Source organism: Bacillus sp. B2-WWTP-C-10-Post-4 (assembly GCF_009183805.1).
GTDB classification, from domain to species: domain Bacteria; phylum Bacillota; class Bacilli; order Bacillales; family Bacillaceae_G; genus Bacillus_A; species Bacillus_A cereus.
The window spans coordinates 1-18,065 of sequence record NZ_WEII01000084.1 but is presented as its reverse complement, the minus strand read 5'-3'; the positions used below and the strand labels follow the sequence as shown (position 1 = coordinate 18,065).

The following is an 18,065-nucleotide window of genomic DNA, read 5'->3' as shown; positions in this document are numbered from 1 at the left end:
AGGCTTTACATTCCTTAATAGAAAATACACATAAACCAGTTATATATGATCCCACAAAATATTTATATACTTGGGTGGATTTGCAAGAAGACGGAAATTTAAAAAGTATCTACTCAGGGAAGATTCGAAATCCTGAAGACGTTATTGCTGAAGATTTTAAAATACTCACCAAACGAAAAAATGAATTGGACTCACTTCTTGCTAATCAATCATTAACAGAAAATGAGTTAAAAACTCAAAAAAAGCGAATTGAAGAAAACAATAAACTAAACTGTGAACATGTAGTACCACAATCATGGTTCAATAAACAGGAACCAATGAGAGGTGATTTACATCATTTATTCGCATGTGAACCATCATGTAACTCATTAAGGAGTAACTACCCTTATCATGATTTCTCAGATTATGAAGGAGGGAAAGTACTGAACATTATTAGACAAGAATGTGGAAAATTAGAGGAGAGTTTATTCGAACCTGAATATGCTAAAGGAATAGTGGCTCGAGCTACTTTATACTTTTTACTAAGATATCCAGATAAAATTGCAAACGACAAAGAAAAAAATATAGACATTGAATTATTACTTAAATGGCATGAAGAATTTCCAGTAAGTAGATATGAACGACATCGAAATCAAAGTATTCAAGACACCCAAGGGAATAGAAACCCCCTTGTTGATTTTCCTAACTATGCTCGTAAAATTAATTTTTCATTGAGTTCTTCTTGAGTTTTTATAATTCAAATAAATATAAGTTAAAAAAGCTTAATACTTACTCCCTTACCTTTTTTAGGAGGGAGTTTTCTTTATTTTAACAACATAAACCTTTTAATAATTATATACAGAAAAACCATAGAACGTAACTACTTCTACGGTTTTTGATTTATCTATATTTTAATAATAAACTTGAATCCATATACCATTTGTAATTCATCTTACCCCTAAATCACATCATACCTTTTTACTAAATTATAAAAAATAAATTTGAGCTAATGGATAATAGCTCTTTAAAATACCTACATAATCCATACCTTGATCAGCAAGATATTTACTGCTCCATCTACAAAAGTATTCATTTGAATCATTTCTTATACCACTACTATATACAATTAACATTGGTTCGATACTATACGGTTTTGCAATATATTGATTAAACAACTCCTCAACTATATCATCGATTTCAGAAAAAGTACTTCTACCATAATTATAAGATTGATCAAACAAAGGAGTGCTACTAATAGTAAACCCTCTTTCCAAATAATGCTCATTATATATACGATTTAATACAAAAGATGTTATACAAATTATATTAGCCTTAATTGCTTCTTTAGGCCATGTTGGATAAAGTTCTGAAGCAGCTACGTTTTTTACATATTCCTTAAATTCCACTTTATATCTTGGAGCTAATTGATTAGGATTTCCATCATGAACGATAATGTATTGAGGGATGTTTACGCTATTTGCATGTTGAGGAAAGTAAGAAAAACGGGGATAGTTTGATCGAAGTTGTCTCTCTAAATAATATTCAGTTAATGCATGTTGAGGAATATTAATTGTTTCAATTAATTGGCGTTCTCCTGTTCGATTAACAGGAAGCATTTCCACTCTTTGTTTCGCTGTAGTTTCCGGGAAGATTTGTACACCTCTAATTATTTTAACACCATAGTTAGGTGCTTCGATTGTAAGGACATATTCTGTATAAGGTTTAGGTCCTGAAGGATTCTGAGAATACTCTTTAGGAGGCGCTGATAGAGAAATGGGACTTGTGAAACCAATGTCATTTGTTTGGAGTGTAGCAATAATTTGACTACCTTCATCTTGCTTACGAATGAATACCTTTGCACCCTTAATAGGTTTATCTGTATTCATTTCATAAACAGATACAATTAATTTACCAGTTGATGCCCGATAAGAATGCCGTGTATCATAATAAATTTGATTTTCATTAAAAAATAGATGTGGTTGATAATAAATTTGCTGTCCTAAATCCAATGGATAAGAATAATTTTCATTCAAATCTATTCGTCCTCCCTCTATGTCTGTTCATTTAATTACTCCTTGTTACTTTTACTTACATCACTAATTAAGAATAGGGATAATATCTATTATTATTGTAGAATGATTGTGTCTGCTGATAATTGGACACATTTGTCATAGAAGGGGGATAAATAGATACTGGATTTTGATTTTGAGAAGGCGCTTGTGTTTTAAGATTTAATCCTCTATTCGTTTGCTGCGGAATTGAATTGCTTGTTAAAGCCCCTCGGGAAGTTCCCATAGTATATTCTATCGCTTCAAGGACCATCCATAATTCCTTACGCACTACTCCTGTAACAGTAAAACTTTTTATCTTCTGAAACTCTTTCACTGATACTTCAGTTCCAAGTCCAAAAAAACCATCTAATTGTCCTTCATAAAAACCATAGTCCTTCAATAAATTTTGTAATCTCCTTACAAGTTCTCCTTGACTGCCATTCTGCAAAATAGGATACATGCCAGGGAGATTTGTAACATACACATACATATCATTCATTTTATTCCAAGTTACCTCATCTACAGCTCCATTTTCAGGAAGTTGGAACTGCCTTTGAAAAGCCTTAACTGCATTTGCAGTACTTGAATTGTACGTACCGTTTACTCTTACTTCAGGAATATCTGTATATCTTTTTCTTATATGGTATAAATATTTTTGAATGGTTTCAACAGCAAGGTTTTGATCTCCTTCCTTCAAAATTTTCCCAGGGAAAGATTTAACGACTTGTATAAATTCCGCTAAACGGACTTCAATATCTTTATAGTAATGTTTCAAAATATCCAAATGGCTCATGCCTTTTTCTGCCAGGCAGTATGTTCCCCATTGATATAGCATTCCTGGCCGTTTAGCAAATTGGCATGTTTGTTTTTTACCATCACGATATTGTGTAAAAAATGGTGTATTTTCTCCATGTTTTGCAAGATATTGCTTAAATACCTCATCCACTGCATCATCAGTAGATTCAAAGGTATTTCTCCCATGAGTATACTTTTGATCAAACTGTGTAGTACTTGTGATGTCGAATCCTTTTCCTTTAAAAGGGTTTACATAAAGACGATTTAATGTAAAAGTCATTATACAAAGAGCATTAGCTAACAATGCTTCTTTTTTCCAATTCGGATAAACCTCAGAAGCGACTACATTTTTTATATAATCTTTAAATCTCATTTTGTAATTTCGTGCAGGTGTATTTGGATGACCATCGTGAACGATAATAAATTCAGGTATTACAATATCCCTATCCCTATCCTTATCACTATCTTCTCTTATCTCTTGTTGTGCCTCGAGTTCTTTTTGTAATTCCTGTTGGGATTCCTGCTGGGGATATTGTCCGATTAATGTATGTTCCGGAATATCAATTATTTCAACAGAATCCCGGCCTTCCGTTCCACTAATGGATATAAGTTCCATTTTCTGAACAGCAGTAACGTCTTCAAAAATTTGTGTACCGCGCAGTACTACAGGTGCATAACCTACAGCTTCAATGGAAATCGCATATTCTGAATAAGGTTTAGATCCTAAAGGATCACTCGAATTCTCTTTAGGGGGCGTAGGTAAGGCAACTGTATTTGTTTCACCGAATTCATTCGTATATAAAGTAATAACCTCACTTTGTCGGGAAGCTAAAATACGCCCTTCATTTGTCATTTTATAAATTGATACTTTGACACCCTTAATCGGTCTTTCTGTGTCTTTTTCATATATTTTTGCAAATATCTTTCCACTTGGTTGCCGATAAAAAGCTTCCTGACCTTCATCACTCACTCCTGCTATAAAATGTGGTGGTTTAGAATTCCCTGAAGAATATGGTGGATAATTATACAAATTCATCTCTCCTCTCATCAAATCCTATTTATATTAAAACTCTCGTATATAAAAAAAATAAAAAGGCCCTTTATCCATGATATTATGCTCAACTCTATTTTTTTGAAATCATATAATTGCCTATTTTCTTTAAAGATTCTATAGATTTTTTTAAAAATAAGTATGGACTACTCTATTAATACTTGACCACTTCCTGCTAATCTCCCCAAAATCTCCTTCAATCCAAAAGGTTAATCTAGTTACATTTTTGTTACATACTATAAAAGTCAAATAATCTTATTTATAAAGATAATTTTATGTAATTCAAATTTATATTTGTCTATTACAAAAAAGTTATGAATTGAAGATTTCAGTTGATTCATAACGGAATTTTTTGAATTACTCTTTTAAAATCTATATTTTATGAGGGGAAAAACTTCTTACAAACATTCGAATATAGTAAATTTAATAAAATTAATTTTATTCTTTTAGAATTATTACCTGTCATATTAAAGTTCAATCTAACTATAATAAGTAACAGTATTCTAAAATCAAGGGGTGAAATATGGAGAATTTACCCACTCTTAAATTAGGCTCTACAGGTTATTACGTAACAGTCCTCCAATTAAATTTGATTGGTTTGGGAGTGAACTACGAGAAACTTACTATTACCGGTTTTTTTGATGAAAAAACAAATAAATACACAAAAATTTTCCAAGAAAAAACTAAATTAAAACCTAATGGAATAGTAGAAGTTAACACTTGGAAATCATTGTTTGAGAACGTAATATTAATACAAAAGAAGCTACAATCTATAGGAATTTATTTTGGACAAATTGATGGAATATTCGGTCTATCAACTATCGAAGCTACACAAGAATACCAAATACAGCAAAATTTATACCCTTCTGGAAATATTACACCTAGAACACGCCACAAATTATTTAATCCTAATTCTCAATCTGAATTTTATACTAGCTCTAATTATTTACACTCCTTACACCCATATGTGGAAATGTTGGCTAAAGAGTTTCTTCAATTAACAAAAGCTAATGGCTTAGATGTTCGAATATATGCAGTGTTTAGGAGTTGGAGTGAACAAGATAGGTTATTTTCTTTAGGTAGATGGAAACCGGGTAAAAAGGTTACAAACGCTCGAGGCGGAGAATCATATCACAATTGGGGATTAGCTTTTGATGCTGCACCTTACGAAAATAACTCTATACCCTGGGGTGACATCAAGAAATTCAAGCAAATGGGGTATATAGGAGAGAAACTTGGTTTAACTTGGGGTGGACGCTTTACTACCATAGTTGATTATCCGCATTTCGAATATTCTTTTGGATTAAGTTCTTGGGATCTCCTTAACGGTATTACCCCTCCAATTTTGAATATATAGCTTTTCATGTAACTTAAATCACATCAAGAGTTTTTCTATTCATAAAGAGAAAAACATCTTCCAGGTGAGATGCATGTACAGGATTAGGCAGGCCTGATGGAAGCAAGTTAATAAAAGATCTTTAAAATCTCAATGGTTAAAATTAGATGGCCTTATAGGTTAATAGAACATGAAAATGTAACTGTATTAAAAATAACACTAATCTATTTATGAATTTTATCAAATAGATTAGTGTTATTTCCATTTTTTACTTTTCTAAAACAATTTCTGCTATTTCATTAGCATGTTTTTTAGAATCAAATCCATCATAGTTACTTAAAACTACAACGGACAAATATTCTTGTGGAAACCGCATGAAGTGTGAACGATAACCCGCCCAACTTCCTGAATGTTCCAAGTACCGACAGTTAAAACCTTCAGCAAGCCTTAGTCCAAAAGCATAATCTTCATTGTCAATAATCGTCTTCCCAGTTGGGGAAATTTTCGGACCTATTTCGCTCATTCTTTTAACAAGTTCTTTTCCACCAACGGTACCTGTAGTTAAATTCTCCCCCCACTTTACCAGGTCTTCAACTGTTGCATGAACTGCCCCATCCCCTGTGTGTTCCCAAGGGCTTTCATAGATTTTATATGTTCCTTGCTCATTCTTCGAATACCCACTAGTAATTGGTATAGTAGTTGGGTAGTAATCTATAATTGTTGTGTCTCTCATATTTAAAGGGTCAAAAATACGATCCTTTGTAAACTGACGTAGAGACTTGCCGCTTACCTTCTCTACCACTTGTGATAATAAAAAATATCCTGTATTGCTATACTCAAATTTTGTACCAGCTGCGAACCTTGCAATTTGATGACTATTAAGGTGGTTTAGCGATTCTTCCACAGTTAATGAATCAGTAAATTTAATATTTGCTGCTTCAGCTAATGCCATATAATCAACTAGTCCACCAGTATGATGAATTAGATGTTTCAATGTTACAGGTTCAGCATATGTTCCTATAAAAGGGACGAACCTTACAATTGAATCATCTAAACTCAATCTTCCCTCTTGTTCTAAGAGTAATATAGAAAATGCAGTGAATTGTTTAGAAACTGAGGCAATATTAAAAATATTTTTTGTGGTTATAGGTAAATTTTTCTCTATAGAAGCTAAGCCAACCGTACCTTTATAAGTTACCCCGCTATCAAAACTAGCAATATATGCAAAGCCAGGAGCTTTTGGTGAAAACTTGTTAAATAATTGTTTAATCAATGTATGTGTCTTTTCATGATATGAATTATTCATCTCAATCTCATACCCCTTTCATTAAATAATTCAAAATAGATTACCCTATTATCTTTCTCATATTGAATTCAATTAACCTTCATATCGAATGTTTGATATAGGGGAAATCTCAAGTTAACTCATTTTAGTTTCCAAGGAAACTAAAATGAGTTATAATTATATTTGCACAATAGATATCGTTTACAAATCCATTGTGCAAATTCTTGTATTAGCTCTTAATTAAATAAAAAAATGGAGGGCATGACATGGAAAATTATTATGATGTAGCGGTAGTTGGCGGTGGTCCGGTTGGACTTATGACAGCATGTGAATTAGCTATTCAAGGTGTAAAAGTTGTCGTTTTAGAGAGAAGATTAAATCGGATAAGAAATTCTAGAGCACTCACACTTCACCCCCGCTCCTTAGAATTAATGGCTATGAGAGGTATTGAAAATCGATTCTTATCTAGAGGGAAGAAATCAGATACCAGCCATTTTGCTGCCCTAGATACAAGATTAAACTTTAAAAATTTAGATACTGATTTTCCATATACGCTTTTTATTCCCCAATCTATTACAGAAGAAATATTAGAAGAGCGTGCGTTAGAATTAGGTGTAGACATTAAACGTGGTCATACTTTAAAAAATTTAAAACAGTATGAAACATTCGTACAACTAGAAATAGAACAAGCAGAAACAATATATAAAATAGAAGTTCAATATGTAGTAGGCGCTGATGGCGCAAGAAGCGTAGTTCGTGAGTTATCACATATACCTTTTAATGGAACAGATACAACAACTACAGCTATATTAGGCGATGTCATTTTAGAAGATGTACCAGATAACCCATTTTTTTCTACATCTAATATAAATGGGTTAATAATAATGGTACCTATTGCACCTAATGTATTTCGTTTTGCAATTGTAGATCCTAAGAATCAGACAATACCTGTTCATGTTGCTGTCACAGAAAAAGAGCTTATCGATAGTATTTATAGTATTACAGGTGAACATGTTCAAATTAATAGCTCAATATGGCTTTCTCGTTTTGGAAATGCAACCAAACTAGCAAATACTTATCAACATAAGCGTGTATTCTTGGCAGGTGATGCAGCGCATATTCATTTCCCTGCAGGAGGACAAGGTTTGAATATAGGTTTACAAGATGCTTTTAATTTAGGATGGAAATTGGGACTCGCTATAAAACAAAAAAAATATGAAAGCCTATTAGAAAGTTATCATTTTGAACGACATGCTGTGGGAAAACAATTTTTAAAGGATGTACAAGCACAAGAACAATTAATGATAAACTTTTCAAATGCAGGTATAGAATTAAGAGAGTTATTCTCGCATTTACTCACATACCCAGAGATGAATAAAGATTTAGCTGAAAGAGTAAGTGGCTTAGGGGTTATATATTCCTCTATGCATACGAAAGAAAAGCATCCATTAATAGGGAAAAGATGTACAAATCTTACTATTTCTTCTCAAAATAAGAAAACTTATAAACTCTTTGAATTGATGCAAGATGGTAAATATATTTTATTAATACATCCTTCTTATAAAGAAGAAATAGATAAAATAAACATTGATTCGCACACAAAGGTGGTTGTAGGAGAAATACAGGATTATCAATTAAAAAATATTGATGTCATTTTAATTCGCCCCGATGGTCACATAGCTTACATTGAGTATGATGAAAGAAAAGACTGTACAGATTTGAAAATAAAATTGAATAATTTTTAAAAACTACTATTTATGTAATGTTCTTATGGCAGTTAGCTTTTGCTAACTGCTTTTTATTATTAAGTATGTCCTCATCAAAATGATGAATCCCTAACTATTAGCTCAGCTCTTTCTATCTAGAAGAGTAGTTTGTACTTTTACTTAAAATTCCTTAAAAACAATTTGAGCATAGATTTTTCCCATAAAAAAAGGAGAGATTATAATCTCTCCTTCTAATCCATACACTATATAATTAGCGAGTGAATCGACCGACAAGTTGTTCCTCAGCCATTGCTATTAGACGTTTTGTAATTTCATCACCAACAGTCAGTTTGGACGAGCGGTTGCGTCTGCACCAAGTTGTACATCAAACTCTTATGCGATTTTATATTTCATTTGATCAATTACACTTTCAGTACCACGAACTAATAATTCGTTACGGCTTCCACTATTCTTACGTATACTCGTCAAATTTCATGCTCATACTGTTTAGAGACGGTAGTCCATGCCATTCGGATTGACCTCCAGCACATGATAAATTTATAACCGTTCCTATAATTAGGAGCGGTCTTATTTCATTTCCTATAATTCTAATGATAAGAAATCATTATTTGTTCCCTTCCGATAGCTATCTATAGTCACCTTTAGAGGGAAACATATCAATTTATTAGAAGAATACCTTTTTAATATGGATAATATAATATCATTAGATTCTTTAAAGCCACTAAAACTCTCTTAACGTTTTTAAATACGAGGGAAGCGTCTTAAAATGGGCATAGCGTTGTAAACCCGCATTTTTCTGATGGTACCCCATGACCATTAACTTAATAATTTTATAAAACCCCCAGGATGAAAATTTTGTGTATTTCTGATAGAGGGCAACTTATTTTTTCGTTTTGGGGAAGAATGTATTTCTTAACCTGATAGCGATGGGGTATAGCCGAGATACGTATAAAAATAGGCCATAGACTTACGTTTATTTCCAATTTCGTTTGAAATCAGCTATTATATTTTCATAAAATTACAGCTTAGATGATATTTAGCTAATTGTCTAAAGAAAATGTATGCATAGCTTTGCTGTGTGTTTTATCAATGTAGTTTTTGAATTTTAGAAACAAGAAAAGGAATCCTTAATAGCTTAAGGATTCTGCAACAGGAAAGAACAAATATATAATAATAAAAAGAATTACTTATATTATAATTTTTAAAAAAGACAAATATGTTGAGAAAACTCGGAATGGATTGAATATTTATATGTGCTTATTTATAATTAATTAAGAGTTGGAGTAGTAATCTGTCATCTGTTCCTTTTTTAAAGAAGATTGATCTCAATCTTCTATTTTTTTGTGTTTTTTCCTCTTCTCTCGAAAAAAGGAAAAAGAATTACTTAAGAATTGTGGAAATTACTTGCTTGTAGACTAGTTGTTGCTTACCATGAACCATTATTAGAACGGTAATTTTATCTGTTGCAAGGATCTGCCCACGTACTGAAACACCATTCCCTAAAAATACAGTTACTTCCCCTTTTTTCTCTTTCAATTGTTCATACATATCTTCTTGTAAGTTATACATGAAATACGCACCCTATTTGTATCTACTTTTCTTTTAATACTTGCTGCCGCTCATTGTTATCTATTTGTATTTCCCATTCACCTTCTATTTTTCTAAACCATTTTCCTATTTTGCTTACATAATATTTTTTCACTTCACCATTTGGAATCCATATTTCTTGTTCCTGTATTTGACTCATCACTTCATGAAGAATCTCATCATGCTCGTTTTTTCTAGGTTTTCGATGATGCGTTCTTACAAACTGTATGTATTCCCTACGTAACCAATTAGAAATATGATCTTTTTGTTTTTGCCGGAGATGTGACCACTTTTTATTAGTCTGAAGGAGTTTTCCGTTTACCATTGTATGGTTTTTCATCAACACTCATCCCCTTTTACCTTCTAAATGCATATATACAATTATCGTATCACATTTAAATTAATATACGGCTCTAGATACATATTTCGAAAGAAATCTATCCTAAATAAAAATAATATCTCCATTTCACATAAAGTAGTATCCAAAATAGACGAGACCGAATCCATTAAGCGAATTAATTAAAGAGTCCCACCAATAAAACGCGAGTTTCGTACGCTAAGGATTTATTTCTTTAAAGAACTTGGTTTTTTCATACGTTAAGAAGGTTCCTTAAATGGTCGTTTTTAGAATTTGATAATCGAGTATATTTTATTGAAAATTTAGAGTTGACCATAAAACCAATATCCGATATATTGGTTTTATGAAAAAAGATATTATTAAACCCATTAAACGTATGTCATTTAGAGATGAAGTATATCTAACTTTGAAAAAAGCAATCGTTACATTAGAGCTGCAACCGGAGCAACGCTTAAATGACAAAGAATTAGCAGAAGAATTTGGAATTAGCCGTACTCCAGTTAGAGAGGCGTTGAAACGTCTTGAGGATGAAGGACTTGTTGAATCTATTCCTGGTTCAGTTACTCGTGTTGCACCATTAAATATTGAGGAGGCGAAACACGCATTTACTGTGGTAGCAGTTTTACATTCGTTAGCTGCTCGTTTAGCAGTACCATTATTAAAAGAATCGGATATTCAAGAATTAGAGTTCAGTAATAAGGCTTTACTATTATCTATTGAGAAAAAAGATATTATAAAATCAATTGAAGCTGACGAGTTATTCCATAATGTTTTTTTAGATGTGGCAGGAAATCCTGAAATCATTCGTGCGTTAGAACGAAGTATATCTAAGATTCAACGTCTCGAAATTTCTCAGTTCACTTCGATAAATGGTCTAAAGTCAGTAGAACAACATCAGCAAATTATAGAGGCGTGTAAAAATAAAGATAAAGAAACAACAGCGCATCTTGTAGAACAAAACTGGTTAAGCCTTGAGAAATTAATGACTTATGAGGTAGATTAAAGTGAGAAATTTGCGTCCTCTTTTTTTAGGTATATGTGCTGCTTTCTTTTTTGCTTTCACATTTATATTAAATCGAGCAATGGAATTATCAGGTGGTAGCTGGATATGGAGCGCTTCATTAAGGTTTATTTTCATGCTGCCATTCCTTTTACTTCTTGTTATGAGTCGAAAAAAATTAAAAATATTATTACAAGTTATGAGAGAGGATTTAAGTGCATGGTTTTTATGGAGTTTTGTAGGTTTTGGTCTATTTTATGCTCCATTATGTTTTGCCGCTGCACATGCACCAGGATGGATTATTGCGGGGACATGGCAAGTTACTATTATATCAGGATCTTTGTTAGCTCCTCTTTTTATCCAAACTTATCAAACACCAGATGGAATTATTAAGAAAAGAGGAAAAATTCCAATGAAGGGTATGAGTATGTCATTAATTATTCTTCTTGGTATTTTCCTTATGCAAATGGAACAAGCAAAATCGCTTGCTGTAAAAGATATTATGTTAGGTATTATCCCTGTTATTGTAGCTTCTTTTGCTTACCCACTCGGGAATCGTAAGATGATGGAGGTTTGTGGAAATCGTCTAGATGCTTATCAACGTGTCCTTGGAATGACATTAGCTAGCTTACCATTTTGGTTTTTATTATCCTTGTACGGTCTTTTTACAGCAGGAATACCTAGTAAGGAGCAAACTATGCAATCTATTTTAGTTGCTATTTGCTCTGGTGTAATTGCAACTATCTTATTTTTTAAAGCTACTGATATGGTTAAAGGGGATATGCAGAAACTTGCAACTGTTGAAGCAACACAATCTATGGAGGTCCTTTTTGCTGTTATTGGAGAACTAATCTTATTACATTCTTCATTCCCCTCTATTTTATCTTGGTGTGGCATGTTTGTAATAATGCTAGGAATGATAGCACACAGCTATGTTTCCCATAAAGGTGAAACAATGCATAACCAAAATATTAGTGCTTAATTGATATTTTAAAATGTACAGTATCAACCCTTTTCTTGCTAGTAAAAGTAATTTTATTATTATAAGTTTTATGTCAGAAATTAATTAAGTAAAAGAATATGAACAAAAGCCGATACCCTTAATATATAGGGAAATCGGCTTTTTCTTTATAAAAATTTTTCTTAGCTTCCTTTACATTAAAGGATTAGTTTGTATATTTGAGGAGATGTGCGAGACAGATGTATATTTAGGATAATCTAATATCTCCCATTCGAATATGATAGAATAGAAGTATACCCCAAATGGAGGAACAGCAAATGAACTCAAACACAAAACAGTTTATTTATGATATCCAGCAAAGAAAAAACAATTATATAGAAAATGCTTTAATAGCAATACAACACCCTAAAAAAGAGCAATCTGAACAGGTCATTCAAAATATAGTAGAGAAGATGGATATGATGATCAGTTTAGTTACTACTTACATGACTATTGAATCAGAATCTATAAAAGAATTAAAAGAGCTTCAGGAAGAAATTATTCATGCCCAAGCATATATTCAAAAACGAAAATTTGAAGAAACACAGAGATAAAACCCTGTGTTTTTATTTGGTGGTCTATTACGCTAATCTGTTATAAAACAAATTACATGTAATTTGATTATTGTTTTGGCATAATCCATACAATTTGTTGAATCCGTACAATATATGGCATCGTATCTTCAATGAGCAAGTGATCTGGTTTCACATCCTTTAACTTTCCTCTTACATTACCTCTTACAGTTTCAATAACCACATGTTTACCAATTACTGATTGTAATGTCTGATATACGTAGGGATTAGGCACACTTACCATATTTTGTTCACTAAAGTCATTTCCCTCCAAATAACTCATTCTATAAGACTCCCTTCTAACTTTCATTCTTTCTCCTAATATATGATATAAATCTTATATATATGCTAGAAGGATAATTCATTATAGGAACGGAAATAACATTTTAATAAGGTACGGTTTCTATTCCTAGATTGCTAAAAAACTATTTATATAAAGTTACTTTTACTAGTTAATAGATGATAATATAGGGGTATTTTGAATCTACATCTAGTTTGTTCCTTTAAAGATATGTATCATTTTAAATACGCCCTTTATTAGAATAGTGCTCATGCTTTTTGAGATTCTTTATTAATACGTGCGTTAAATAAAATTACTAACAATAAAAATACTACATATTTTCCTTCTGTAGCTCCTATGATAAACACACTACTACAAACAAATAAAATTAATAGGAGAAACGAAATAAATACGGTTATAGTTCTTTGGCATCTTCTCTTATTTTATGCCTTCTTTCCTTGCATCCCATTTAAATTCCTCCTTTAAATTATCTATTTCACTTTAAATAATGCCTTAAAATCCCCTTTTTTTACCCTCTATTCCTAACATGTGGTATCATCCTTCCTTTTTAGTAATACTTTAGTAAACTAGACAACAGAAATGATATAGTCTAACATCTGTACACTGTTTACAGGGTTCCGATTAGTTTTCATAAAAAATCTGTTGTTTACGCTGAAATGGATAAGTTTTAATTTCATCTGTATCTAAATTTTCATGAAATAGATGTATGGCTATAATTTGTCTACAATCATAGGTATGATAATAATATATACCCGACTCCATACACATTGCGCTTGTATAAATGGTATTATCTAATGTACCTTCTTCCGTTATCACTCCACCTTTTGGAAGCTCACAATTCGATAAGATATGAAAAATGGCCGATACCCCTTCCTCTTCGTTATCTATATCTTGGATATTTTGTTTGCCATATGCTGCCCGAATAAATCTTGATGGTGGGGTAAAATCACCCGGAAGCCCTATTGAACCTGAACCTTGTCCAAAAGCACTTAATGATAAATCCCCCCATTGTGTAGACTCATAGGGCTGCGATCTAAGACCAATATATTGTCTTAAATTTTGTAGATGCCAGTTAAACTCTGGACTATTGGTCATTACCCCTAACGGATTGTCATACACTTTTAGCCCCTCAGTTGTCGGCTCTAGTACAATACATTCTCCCCATTTATCCGCTATAATCCAATGTAGCGGCGGAGTAAGTCCTAAAATAGGTAATGGTACATCCAAAAAAGAAATACTATCAACAGACTTTCTTAACTCTTTAATAGAATTGAACTGCGTGAGACTCCAAGCCACAAAATCAAATGGAGCCAGATTCGTTTTATTGTCACCTATACTTTCATTATAAGTCGCGAAGCCTGGGAAATAGAGCGTTGCACAAGTCATACCTGCTTCATTTACTCCATCTGCCAGAATGACCCTTTCTTGATAGTTAATCCCCATCCCGATAACTGCTTGTTTCGTTTCGATGATTTCACCAGTTATATTGTTCCATCGATAACTTCGAGGAACTATTATTACTTCTTGATTGAAATCTAATGTAAAATCCATCGTTCTTGCAAAAAGATGTTGACCGTTTTTTGTCTGTAATGTCAAACTAGTACACATAAAGAACACCCCTTTGTTTAGTTTATTTAAACAAAAACCCATTTAATTTCTATCCTTAAGTTGATAGACACGAACCTTTTTTCTTACTCATATTTATTGATACTCCTTTCAAAATTTGAATTTTCTAGTACAATAAATCTATTACTATAAGGAAAATAAAAATGCTCAAAGAGATTACTAATCTCCTTTATGATTCCCCCTAACAAGTTAAAAAGCTATTATAAACAAACTTCAATAAAAGATACCTTCTCCCTCCTTTTTTATTACTGGATTTTTAAGTGGTTGGATGTTATATAAAACAGAATTATTTATTGCAGATGCTTCTTTCTAATTAATTCAACCTCCTAGTGAATAGAAATAAATGTGTGATGTGAATGTGTTAGATTTGTTAAATGGAATACAAGCAACACTTCCTTCTATTATCGAGCGCTAAACAAATAATTAATAAAAAATTAGAAGTTATCTGGAATATGTTTAGAATCACTTATTTTGCATTTTTCTTAGTCTCCTATTTAAACGTTATTTACTATGTAATTGTGCATATTAACTAAATACTTAATAAAATCAATGTTACATGTGGTAAAATATTTGAGAAAGGCACTTTCTATAAAGTAGGTTCTTAGACCAGAAGGCGTAACGCATCTTATATTCATGATGTAGCGTTACTGTTATCACCCATACATATGTAAACTATTTTTCAAATAAAGTCTATTGGTGTCTAGGATCCTGTTTTATGGGAAGTGTTTTTATGGGATGGGGAATATATATATGAACATGGTTCAAGTCAAAGAAAAGGCACTCCTAGGAGTGCCTTTTCTTTGACTATTTAAATGTGCGAACGCTTTCAAAACTATTGGATATTAATTGATGTACGCATTGTATTAAATAGTGCATTTATAGATGTCTTTTGGTACTTAAACGTTCCTTGTGTGAAAAGCATAGTAATAAAACTGAAGTGGTTCTGTAGATTTTTAGTACGGATGGCTCCAACTAAATCTTAGTAAACATTATTTGATTGAGGATATATCAAAAATTCAATTAATGTTAAAAGCTAGTTAACTCAATGTTAGGTGATTTTCTTTAAAAAGATTTCTACATTTTTTTGGTAACGTACCTCTCCTTTCTTACAAAAAACTGAACATTATTACATCAAAAAGGTTCTTTATCAAAGCATGTGGAATTAGCACATATGCAGGTTTTTATAAATGAAGAGGTGATTGTGTTGAAGTATTTAACAAAAGCAAAAAACTCATCAACAGGTCTGAGAGGGTATTTGGAATCCTATCCGTTAACTTCATTTTTTGTAATGGCATATTTATTCTCATGGGTTGTATTAATTCCATTTATCTTCTCACAATGGGGTATTTTCCCTAAAACAAAAGTATTTGATATTTTCTTTTTTGCCAATGCATTTGCAGGCCCTATGTTAGCAGCGTGTATCATGTTTCGAACTCTTGAAGGCAAAGAGTCATGGAAAAAAGTTAGCAAAAGCATTCTCACTACTAAGGTCGGTTTAAAGTGGTACTTGTTTACTCTCATCGTTATCCCCGCTGCAATGTTTCTAGGTATGGTGATATTAAATGGAGAGGTACCTACTTTCCGTGACCTTAATTTTGAATTTTTTATAACCTATCTTTTCTCTTTTGTAGCAATTTTCTTTCTCGGTGGACCTTTACCGGAGGAGATTGGATGGCGTGGTTTCGCTCTGCCCCGATTACAATCGAAATTTGGACCGTTAAAAGCTACATTACTACTTAGTGTTTTGTGGACTTTTTGGCATCTTCCACATTTCTTAACAGCTGCACAAAGGGGTGGCCCAGGTTCTGACCTTTCTCTCCTATATATTCACTTGCCAATTTTTATTTTACTATGTTTGCCGATCTCAATCATTCTTACTTGGGTCTATAACTGCAATCACGGTAACTTATTTATTGTCATGCTAATTCATGCGAGTGTAAATACGTTTAGTTTGGCATAAACTCATTCCACCAACCCTATTTTAAAGAATACAGATATATTTGTAGTGATAGGATTGGGATTTGTCGTTTTACTTATTCTTATTTTCACACGAGGCAATTTGGGATATAAACAAACTTTTAATGAAGTAGAGTACAGTAAAAATGAAAATATAAGTAAATAGAAAAAAATCATAGAATAATAGGTTAATGACAATAGTGTACCGCACTGCTATCAAGTTATAAATCATATTCTTCTTCAAAAAAACGTGCTTCTTTATTCAAGCTAAAATACAATTGTTTGCAAAGAGATTCTCAGATATTTGGTATCATATACCTTGCAGAAATAGGATTTTTTCAACAGGAAAATAATTTATAGTGGAAAGAGTATAATCATATTGATTATACTAATGTGTTTTGAATTGTACCTTTAAGGAGGCGTTGTCGATGAGAAAATATTTATATTTAATTTTGAAAAAAAACAAGAGGATAACGTACCACTAACCCCTAAAATACGTGCTTCCTCTTCAATATTGGAAGGAGAGTATCAGATTGAAGAAACTTTATTTAAAGGCTATTGACAAAAATAATTGGGAAGAAGCAATTAGGCTGTCAGTTAAAGAAGAACAACAAACATTTATTGCATCCAACCTTTATTCTATCGCAGAAGTTCAATTTCTAGATAATTTCTATGCAAAAGGGATTTATTTTGATGAGAAAATGATAGGATTTACTACGTTTGGGATAGATCCTGATGATAATAATTATTGGATTTATAGACTTATGATTGATGAAAAATTTCAAGGGAAAGGTATAGGTAAACAAGCTATATATCTGGTAATTGATGAGATAAGAAGAAATAATAATGCAAACATTTCTATAATAATGATTGGATATGCTCCTGAAAACCTTACAGCTAAATTTGTATATAAAAAAGCAGGATTTATTGAAACGGATTTATCATCTTGGGGTGAACAGTTAGCTAAGTATTCCTTGTAAGCACTTGAATCTTTTAGACTTATTAAAGAAAAGAGTCTGATAGTATAGTAATGCAGATAGGAAATAATTAAACTTTTTTCAAACACGAATTTTTTCTATTCTTAATGGTTCTAATATACAAATAAAAAGTAGGAGGAGCCTATCGTGATAGACTCCTCCTAAAATACAACTCCCGTATACATATCGGAAATGAATTTATTTTACTAATAATGAATATTCACCGTTTTTATCATCGAATTTATATACATTTAAATAATATTTCCCTGGTTTCGCTACGACTTTTCCCTTTATAGTATTTCCTTCATCTTCACCACAAGCTACATAATTTTGCATGTCTGATTCATGATAAAGTACCCATGTCATCCCAATATTTTGTTCATTTACCACAGAAATCTGTTTCAATAAATGATTGATGTAGATGGAAAGGAATACATGAATGAACTATAAAGTAATTTATGTAT

14 protein-coding genes and 5 pseudogenes are annotated in these 18,065 nt (G+C 32.0%); 8 read left to right on the top strand and 11 right to left on the bottom strand.

Annotated features, from left to right (window positions below; translation table 11 throughout):
* On the top strand, nucleotides 1-725 hold a 725-nt coding region (locus GBN78_RS23135), incomplete at its 5' end, for an endonuclease I family protein (protein WP_152127743.1).
* Between the two features lie 240 nt (nucleotides 726-965).
* Here GBN78_RS23135 and GBN78_RS23130 read toward each other — a convergent pair.
* Both GBN78_RS23130 and GBN78_RS23125 read right to left on the bottom strand, forming a co-directional pair.
* Nucleotides 966-2,012 carry a SpoIID/LytB domain-containing protein gene (locus GBN78_RS23130; protein WP_076775652.1) on the bottom strand — a complete coding sequence of 349 codons (1,047 nt, stop codon included), beginning with the start codon at nucleotides 2,010-2,012 and terminating at the stop codon, nucleotides 966-968.
* Nucleotides 2,013-2,079: 67 nt separating this feature from the next.
* Entirely contained in the window at nucleotides 2,080-3,855 is a 1,776-nt protein-coding gene (locus GBN78_RS23125) for a peptidoglycan-binding protein (protein WP_076775654.1), read from the bottom strand.
* Nucleotides 3,856-4,399: 544 nt separating this feature from the next.
* Between GBN78_RS23125 and GBN78_RS23120 the strand changes: the two genes are divergently transcribed.
* Complete coding sequence (locus GBN78_RS23120; RefSeq protein WP_076775656.1) at nucleotides 4,400-5,233, top strand: peptidoglycan-binding protein; 834 nt, start codon at nucleotides 4,400-4,402, stop codon at nucleotides 5,231-5,233.
* 247 nt (nucleotides 5,234-5,480) lie between these two features.
* Here GBN78_RS23120 and GBN78_RS23115 read toward each other — a convergent pair whose 3' ends face one another.
* A complete protein-coding gene (locus tag GBN78_RS23115) occupies nucleotides 5,481-6,518 on the bottom strand; it encodes a serine hydrolase domain-containing protein (protein WP_061664240.1) in 1,038 nt (345 codons plus the stop codon).
* 245 nt (nucleotides 6,519-6,763) lie between these two features.
* Here GBN78_RS23115 and GBN78_RS23110 point away from each other — a divergent pair, with 245 nt between their 5' ends.
* Nucleotides 6,764-8,242 (top strand): FAD-dependent oxidoreductase, encoded by a 1,479-nt coding sequence (locus tag GBN78_RS23110; protein WP_061664241.1) that lies wholly within the window; start codon nucleotides 6,764-6,766, stop codon nucleotides 8,240-8,242.
* 232 nt (nucleotides 8,243-8,474) lie between these two features.
* Here the strand turns inward: GBN78_RS23110 and GBN78_RS23105 are convergent.
* The 3 genes and pseudogenes from GBN78_RS23105 to GBN78_RS23095 all read right to left on the bottom strand — a co-directional run bounded on the left by GBN78_RS23105 (nucleotide 8,475) and on the right by GBN78_RS23095 (nucleotide 10,151).
* Nucleotides 8,475-8,683, bottom strand: a pseudogene (locus GBN78_RS23105) (alpha/beta-type small acid-soluble spore protein).
* A gap of 921 nt (nucleotides 8,684-9,604) precedes the next feature.
* Complete coding sequence (hfq, locus tag GBN78_RS23100; RefSeq protein ID WP_152127742.1) at nucleotides 9,605-9,793, bottom strand: RNA chaperone Hfq; 189 nt, start codon at nucleotides 9,791-9,793, stop codon at nucleotides 9,605-9,607.
* A 22-nt stretch (nucleotides 9,794-9,815) separates the two neighbouring features.
* Nucleotides 9,816-10,151: a hypothetical protein gene (locus GBN78_RS23095; protein WP_000788719.1), complete on the bottom strand. Its 336-nt coding sequence runs from the start codon at nucleotides 10,149-10,151 to the stop codon at nucleotides 9,816-9,818.
* 361 nt (nucleotides 10,152-10,512) lie between these two features.
* Here GBN78_RS23095 and GBN78_RS23090 point away from each other — a divergent pair, with 361 nt between their 5' ends.
* The 3 genes from GBN78_RS23090 (at nucleotide 10,513) to GBN78_RS23080 (ending at nucleotide 12,723) form a co-directional block, all read left to right on the top strand.
* On the top strand, nucleotides 10,513-11,172 hold the full coding sequence (locus tag GBN78_RS23090; RefSeq protein ID WP_000710778.1) for a GntR family transcriptional regulator: 660 nt from the start codon (nucleotides 10,513-10,515) through the stop codon (nucleotides 11,170-11,172).
* Nucleotides 11,173-11,182: 10 nt separating this feature from the next.
* Complete coding sequence (locus GBN78_RS23085) at nucleotides 11,183-12,151, top strand: DMT family transporter (RefSeq protein WP_152127744.1); 969 nt, start codon at nucleotides 11,183-11,185, stop codon at nucleotides 12,149-12,151.
* A 296-nt stretch (nucleotides 12,152-12,447) separates the two neighbouring features.
* Complete coding sequence (locus GBN78_RS23080; RefSeq protein WP_001087714.1) at nucleotides 12,448-12,723, top strand: hypothetical protein; 276 nt, start codon at nucleotides 12,448-12,450, stop codon at nucleotides 12,721-12,723.
* Between the two features lie 67 nt (nucleotides 12,724-12,790).
* Here the strand turns inward: GBN78_RS23080 and GBN78_RS23075 are convergent, their stop codons facing one another.
* From GBN78_RS23075 to GBN78_RS23055, 4 genes and pseudogenes are all read right to left on the bottom strand, one after another.
* Nucleotides 12,791-13,024: a YuzF family protein gene (locus tag GBN78_RS23075; RefSeq protein WP_000120813.1), complete on the bottom strand. Its 234-nt coding sequence runs from the start codon at nucleotides 13,022-13,024 to the stop codon at nucleotides 12,791-12,793.
* 238 nt (nucleotides 13,025-13,262) lie between these two features.
* Nucleotides 13,263-13,453: pseudogene (locus GBN78_RS23070) on the bottom strand (hypothetical protein).
* Between the two features lie 210 nt (nucleotides 13,454-13,663).
* Entirely contained in the window at nucleotides 13,664-14,650 is a 987-nt protein-coding gene (gene bsh, locus GBN78_RS23065; protein ID WP_000337603.1) for a choloylglycine hydrolase, read from the bottom strand.
* 850 nt (nucleotides 14,651-15,500) lie between these two features.
* A pseudogene (locus GBN78_RS23055) lies at nucleotides 15,501-15,578 on the bottom strand (DUF4879 domain-containing protein); the annotation flags it as partial.
* Between the two features lie 261 nt (nucleotides 15,579-15,839).
* Here GBN78_RS23055 and GBN78_RS23050 point away from each other — a divergent pair.
* Both GBN78_RS23050 and GBN78_RS23045 read left to right on the top strand, forming a co-directional pair.
* Nucleotides 15,840-16,790 (top strand): annotated as a pseudogene (locus GBN78_RS23050) (CPBP family intramembrane glutamic endopeptidase).
* A gap of 367 nt (nucleotides 16,791-17,157) precedes the next feature.
* Nucleotides 17,158-17,604 (top strand): GNAT family N-acetyltransferase, encoded by a 447-nt coding sequence (locus GBN78_RS23045; protein ID WP_152127741.1) that lies wholly within the window; start codon nucleotides 17,158-17,160, stop codon nucleotides 17,602-17,604.
* A gap of 195 nt (nucleotides 17,605-17,799) precedes the next feature.
* On the opposite strand, the pseudogene GBN78_RS23040 reads toward GBN78_RS23045, so the two are convergent.
* Nucleotides 17,800-17,997: pseudogene (locus tag GBN78_RS23040) on the bottom strand (pre-peptidase C-terminal domain-containing protein); the annotation flags it as partial.
* Nucleotides 17,998-18,065: the final 68 nt, after the last annotated feature.

Excerpts from the sequence above, each read along its gene's own strand:
- GBN78_RS23090 (WP_000710778.1), top strand. The coding sequence starts at position 10,513 with ATGAAAAAAGATATTATTAAACCCATTAAACGTATGTCATTTAGAGAT.
- hfq (WP_152127742.1), bottom strand. The coding sequence starts at position 9,793 with ATGTATAACTTACAAGAAGATATGTATGAACAATTGAAAGAGAAAAAA.
- GBN78_RS23075 (WP_000120813.1), bottom strand. The coding sequence starts at position 13,024 with ATGAGTTATTTGGAGGGAAATGACTTTAGTGAACAAAATATGGTAAGT.
- GBN78_RS23095 (WP_000788719.1), bottom strand. The coding sequence starts at position 10,151 with ATGAAAAACCATACAATGGTAAACGGAAAACTCCTTCAGACTAATAAA.
- GBN78_RS23120 (WP_076775656.1), top strand. The coding sequence starts at position 4,400 with ATGGAGAATTTACCCACTCTTAAATTAGGCTCTACAGGTTATTACGTA.
- GBN78_RS23080 (WP_001087714.1), top strand. The coding sequence starts at position 12,448 with ATGAACTCAAACACAAAACAGTTTATTTATGATATCCAGCAAAGAAAA.
- GBN78_RS23110 (WP_061664241.1), top strand. The coding sequence starts at position 6,764 with ATGGAAAATTATTATGATGTAGCGGTAGTTGGCGGTGGTCCGGTTGGA.
- GBN78_RS23115 (WP_061664240.1), bottom strand. The coding sequence starts at position 6,518 with ATGAATAATTCATATCATGAAAAGACACATACATTGATTAAACAATTA.
- bsh (WP_000337603.1), bottom strand. The coding sequence starts at position 14,650 with ATGTGTACTAGTTTGACATTACAGACAAAAAACGGTCAACATCTTTTT.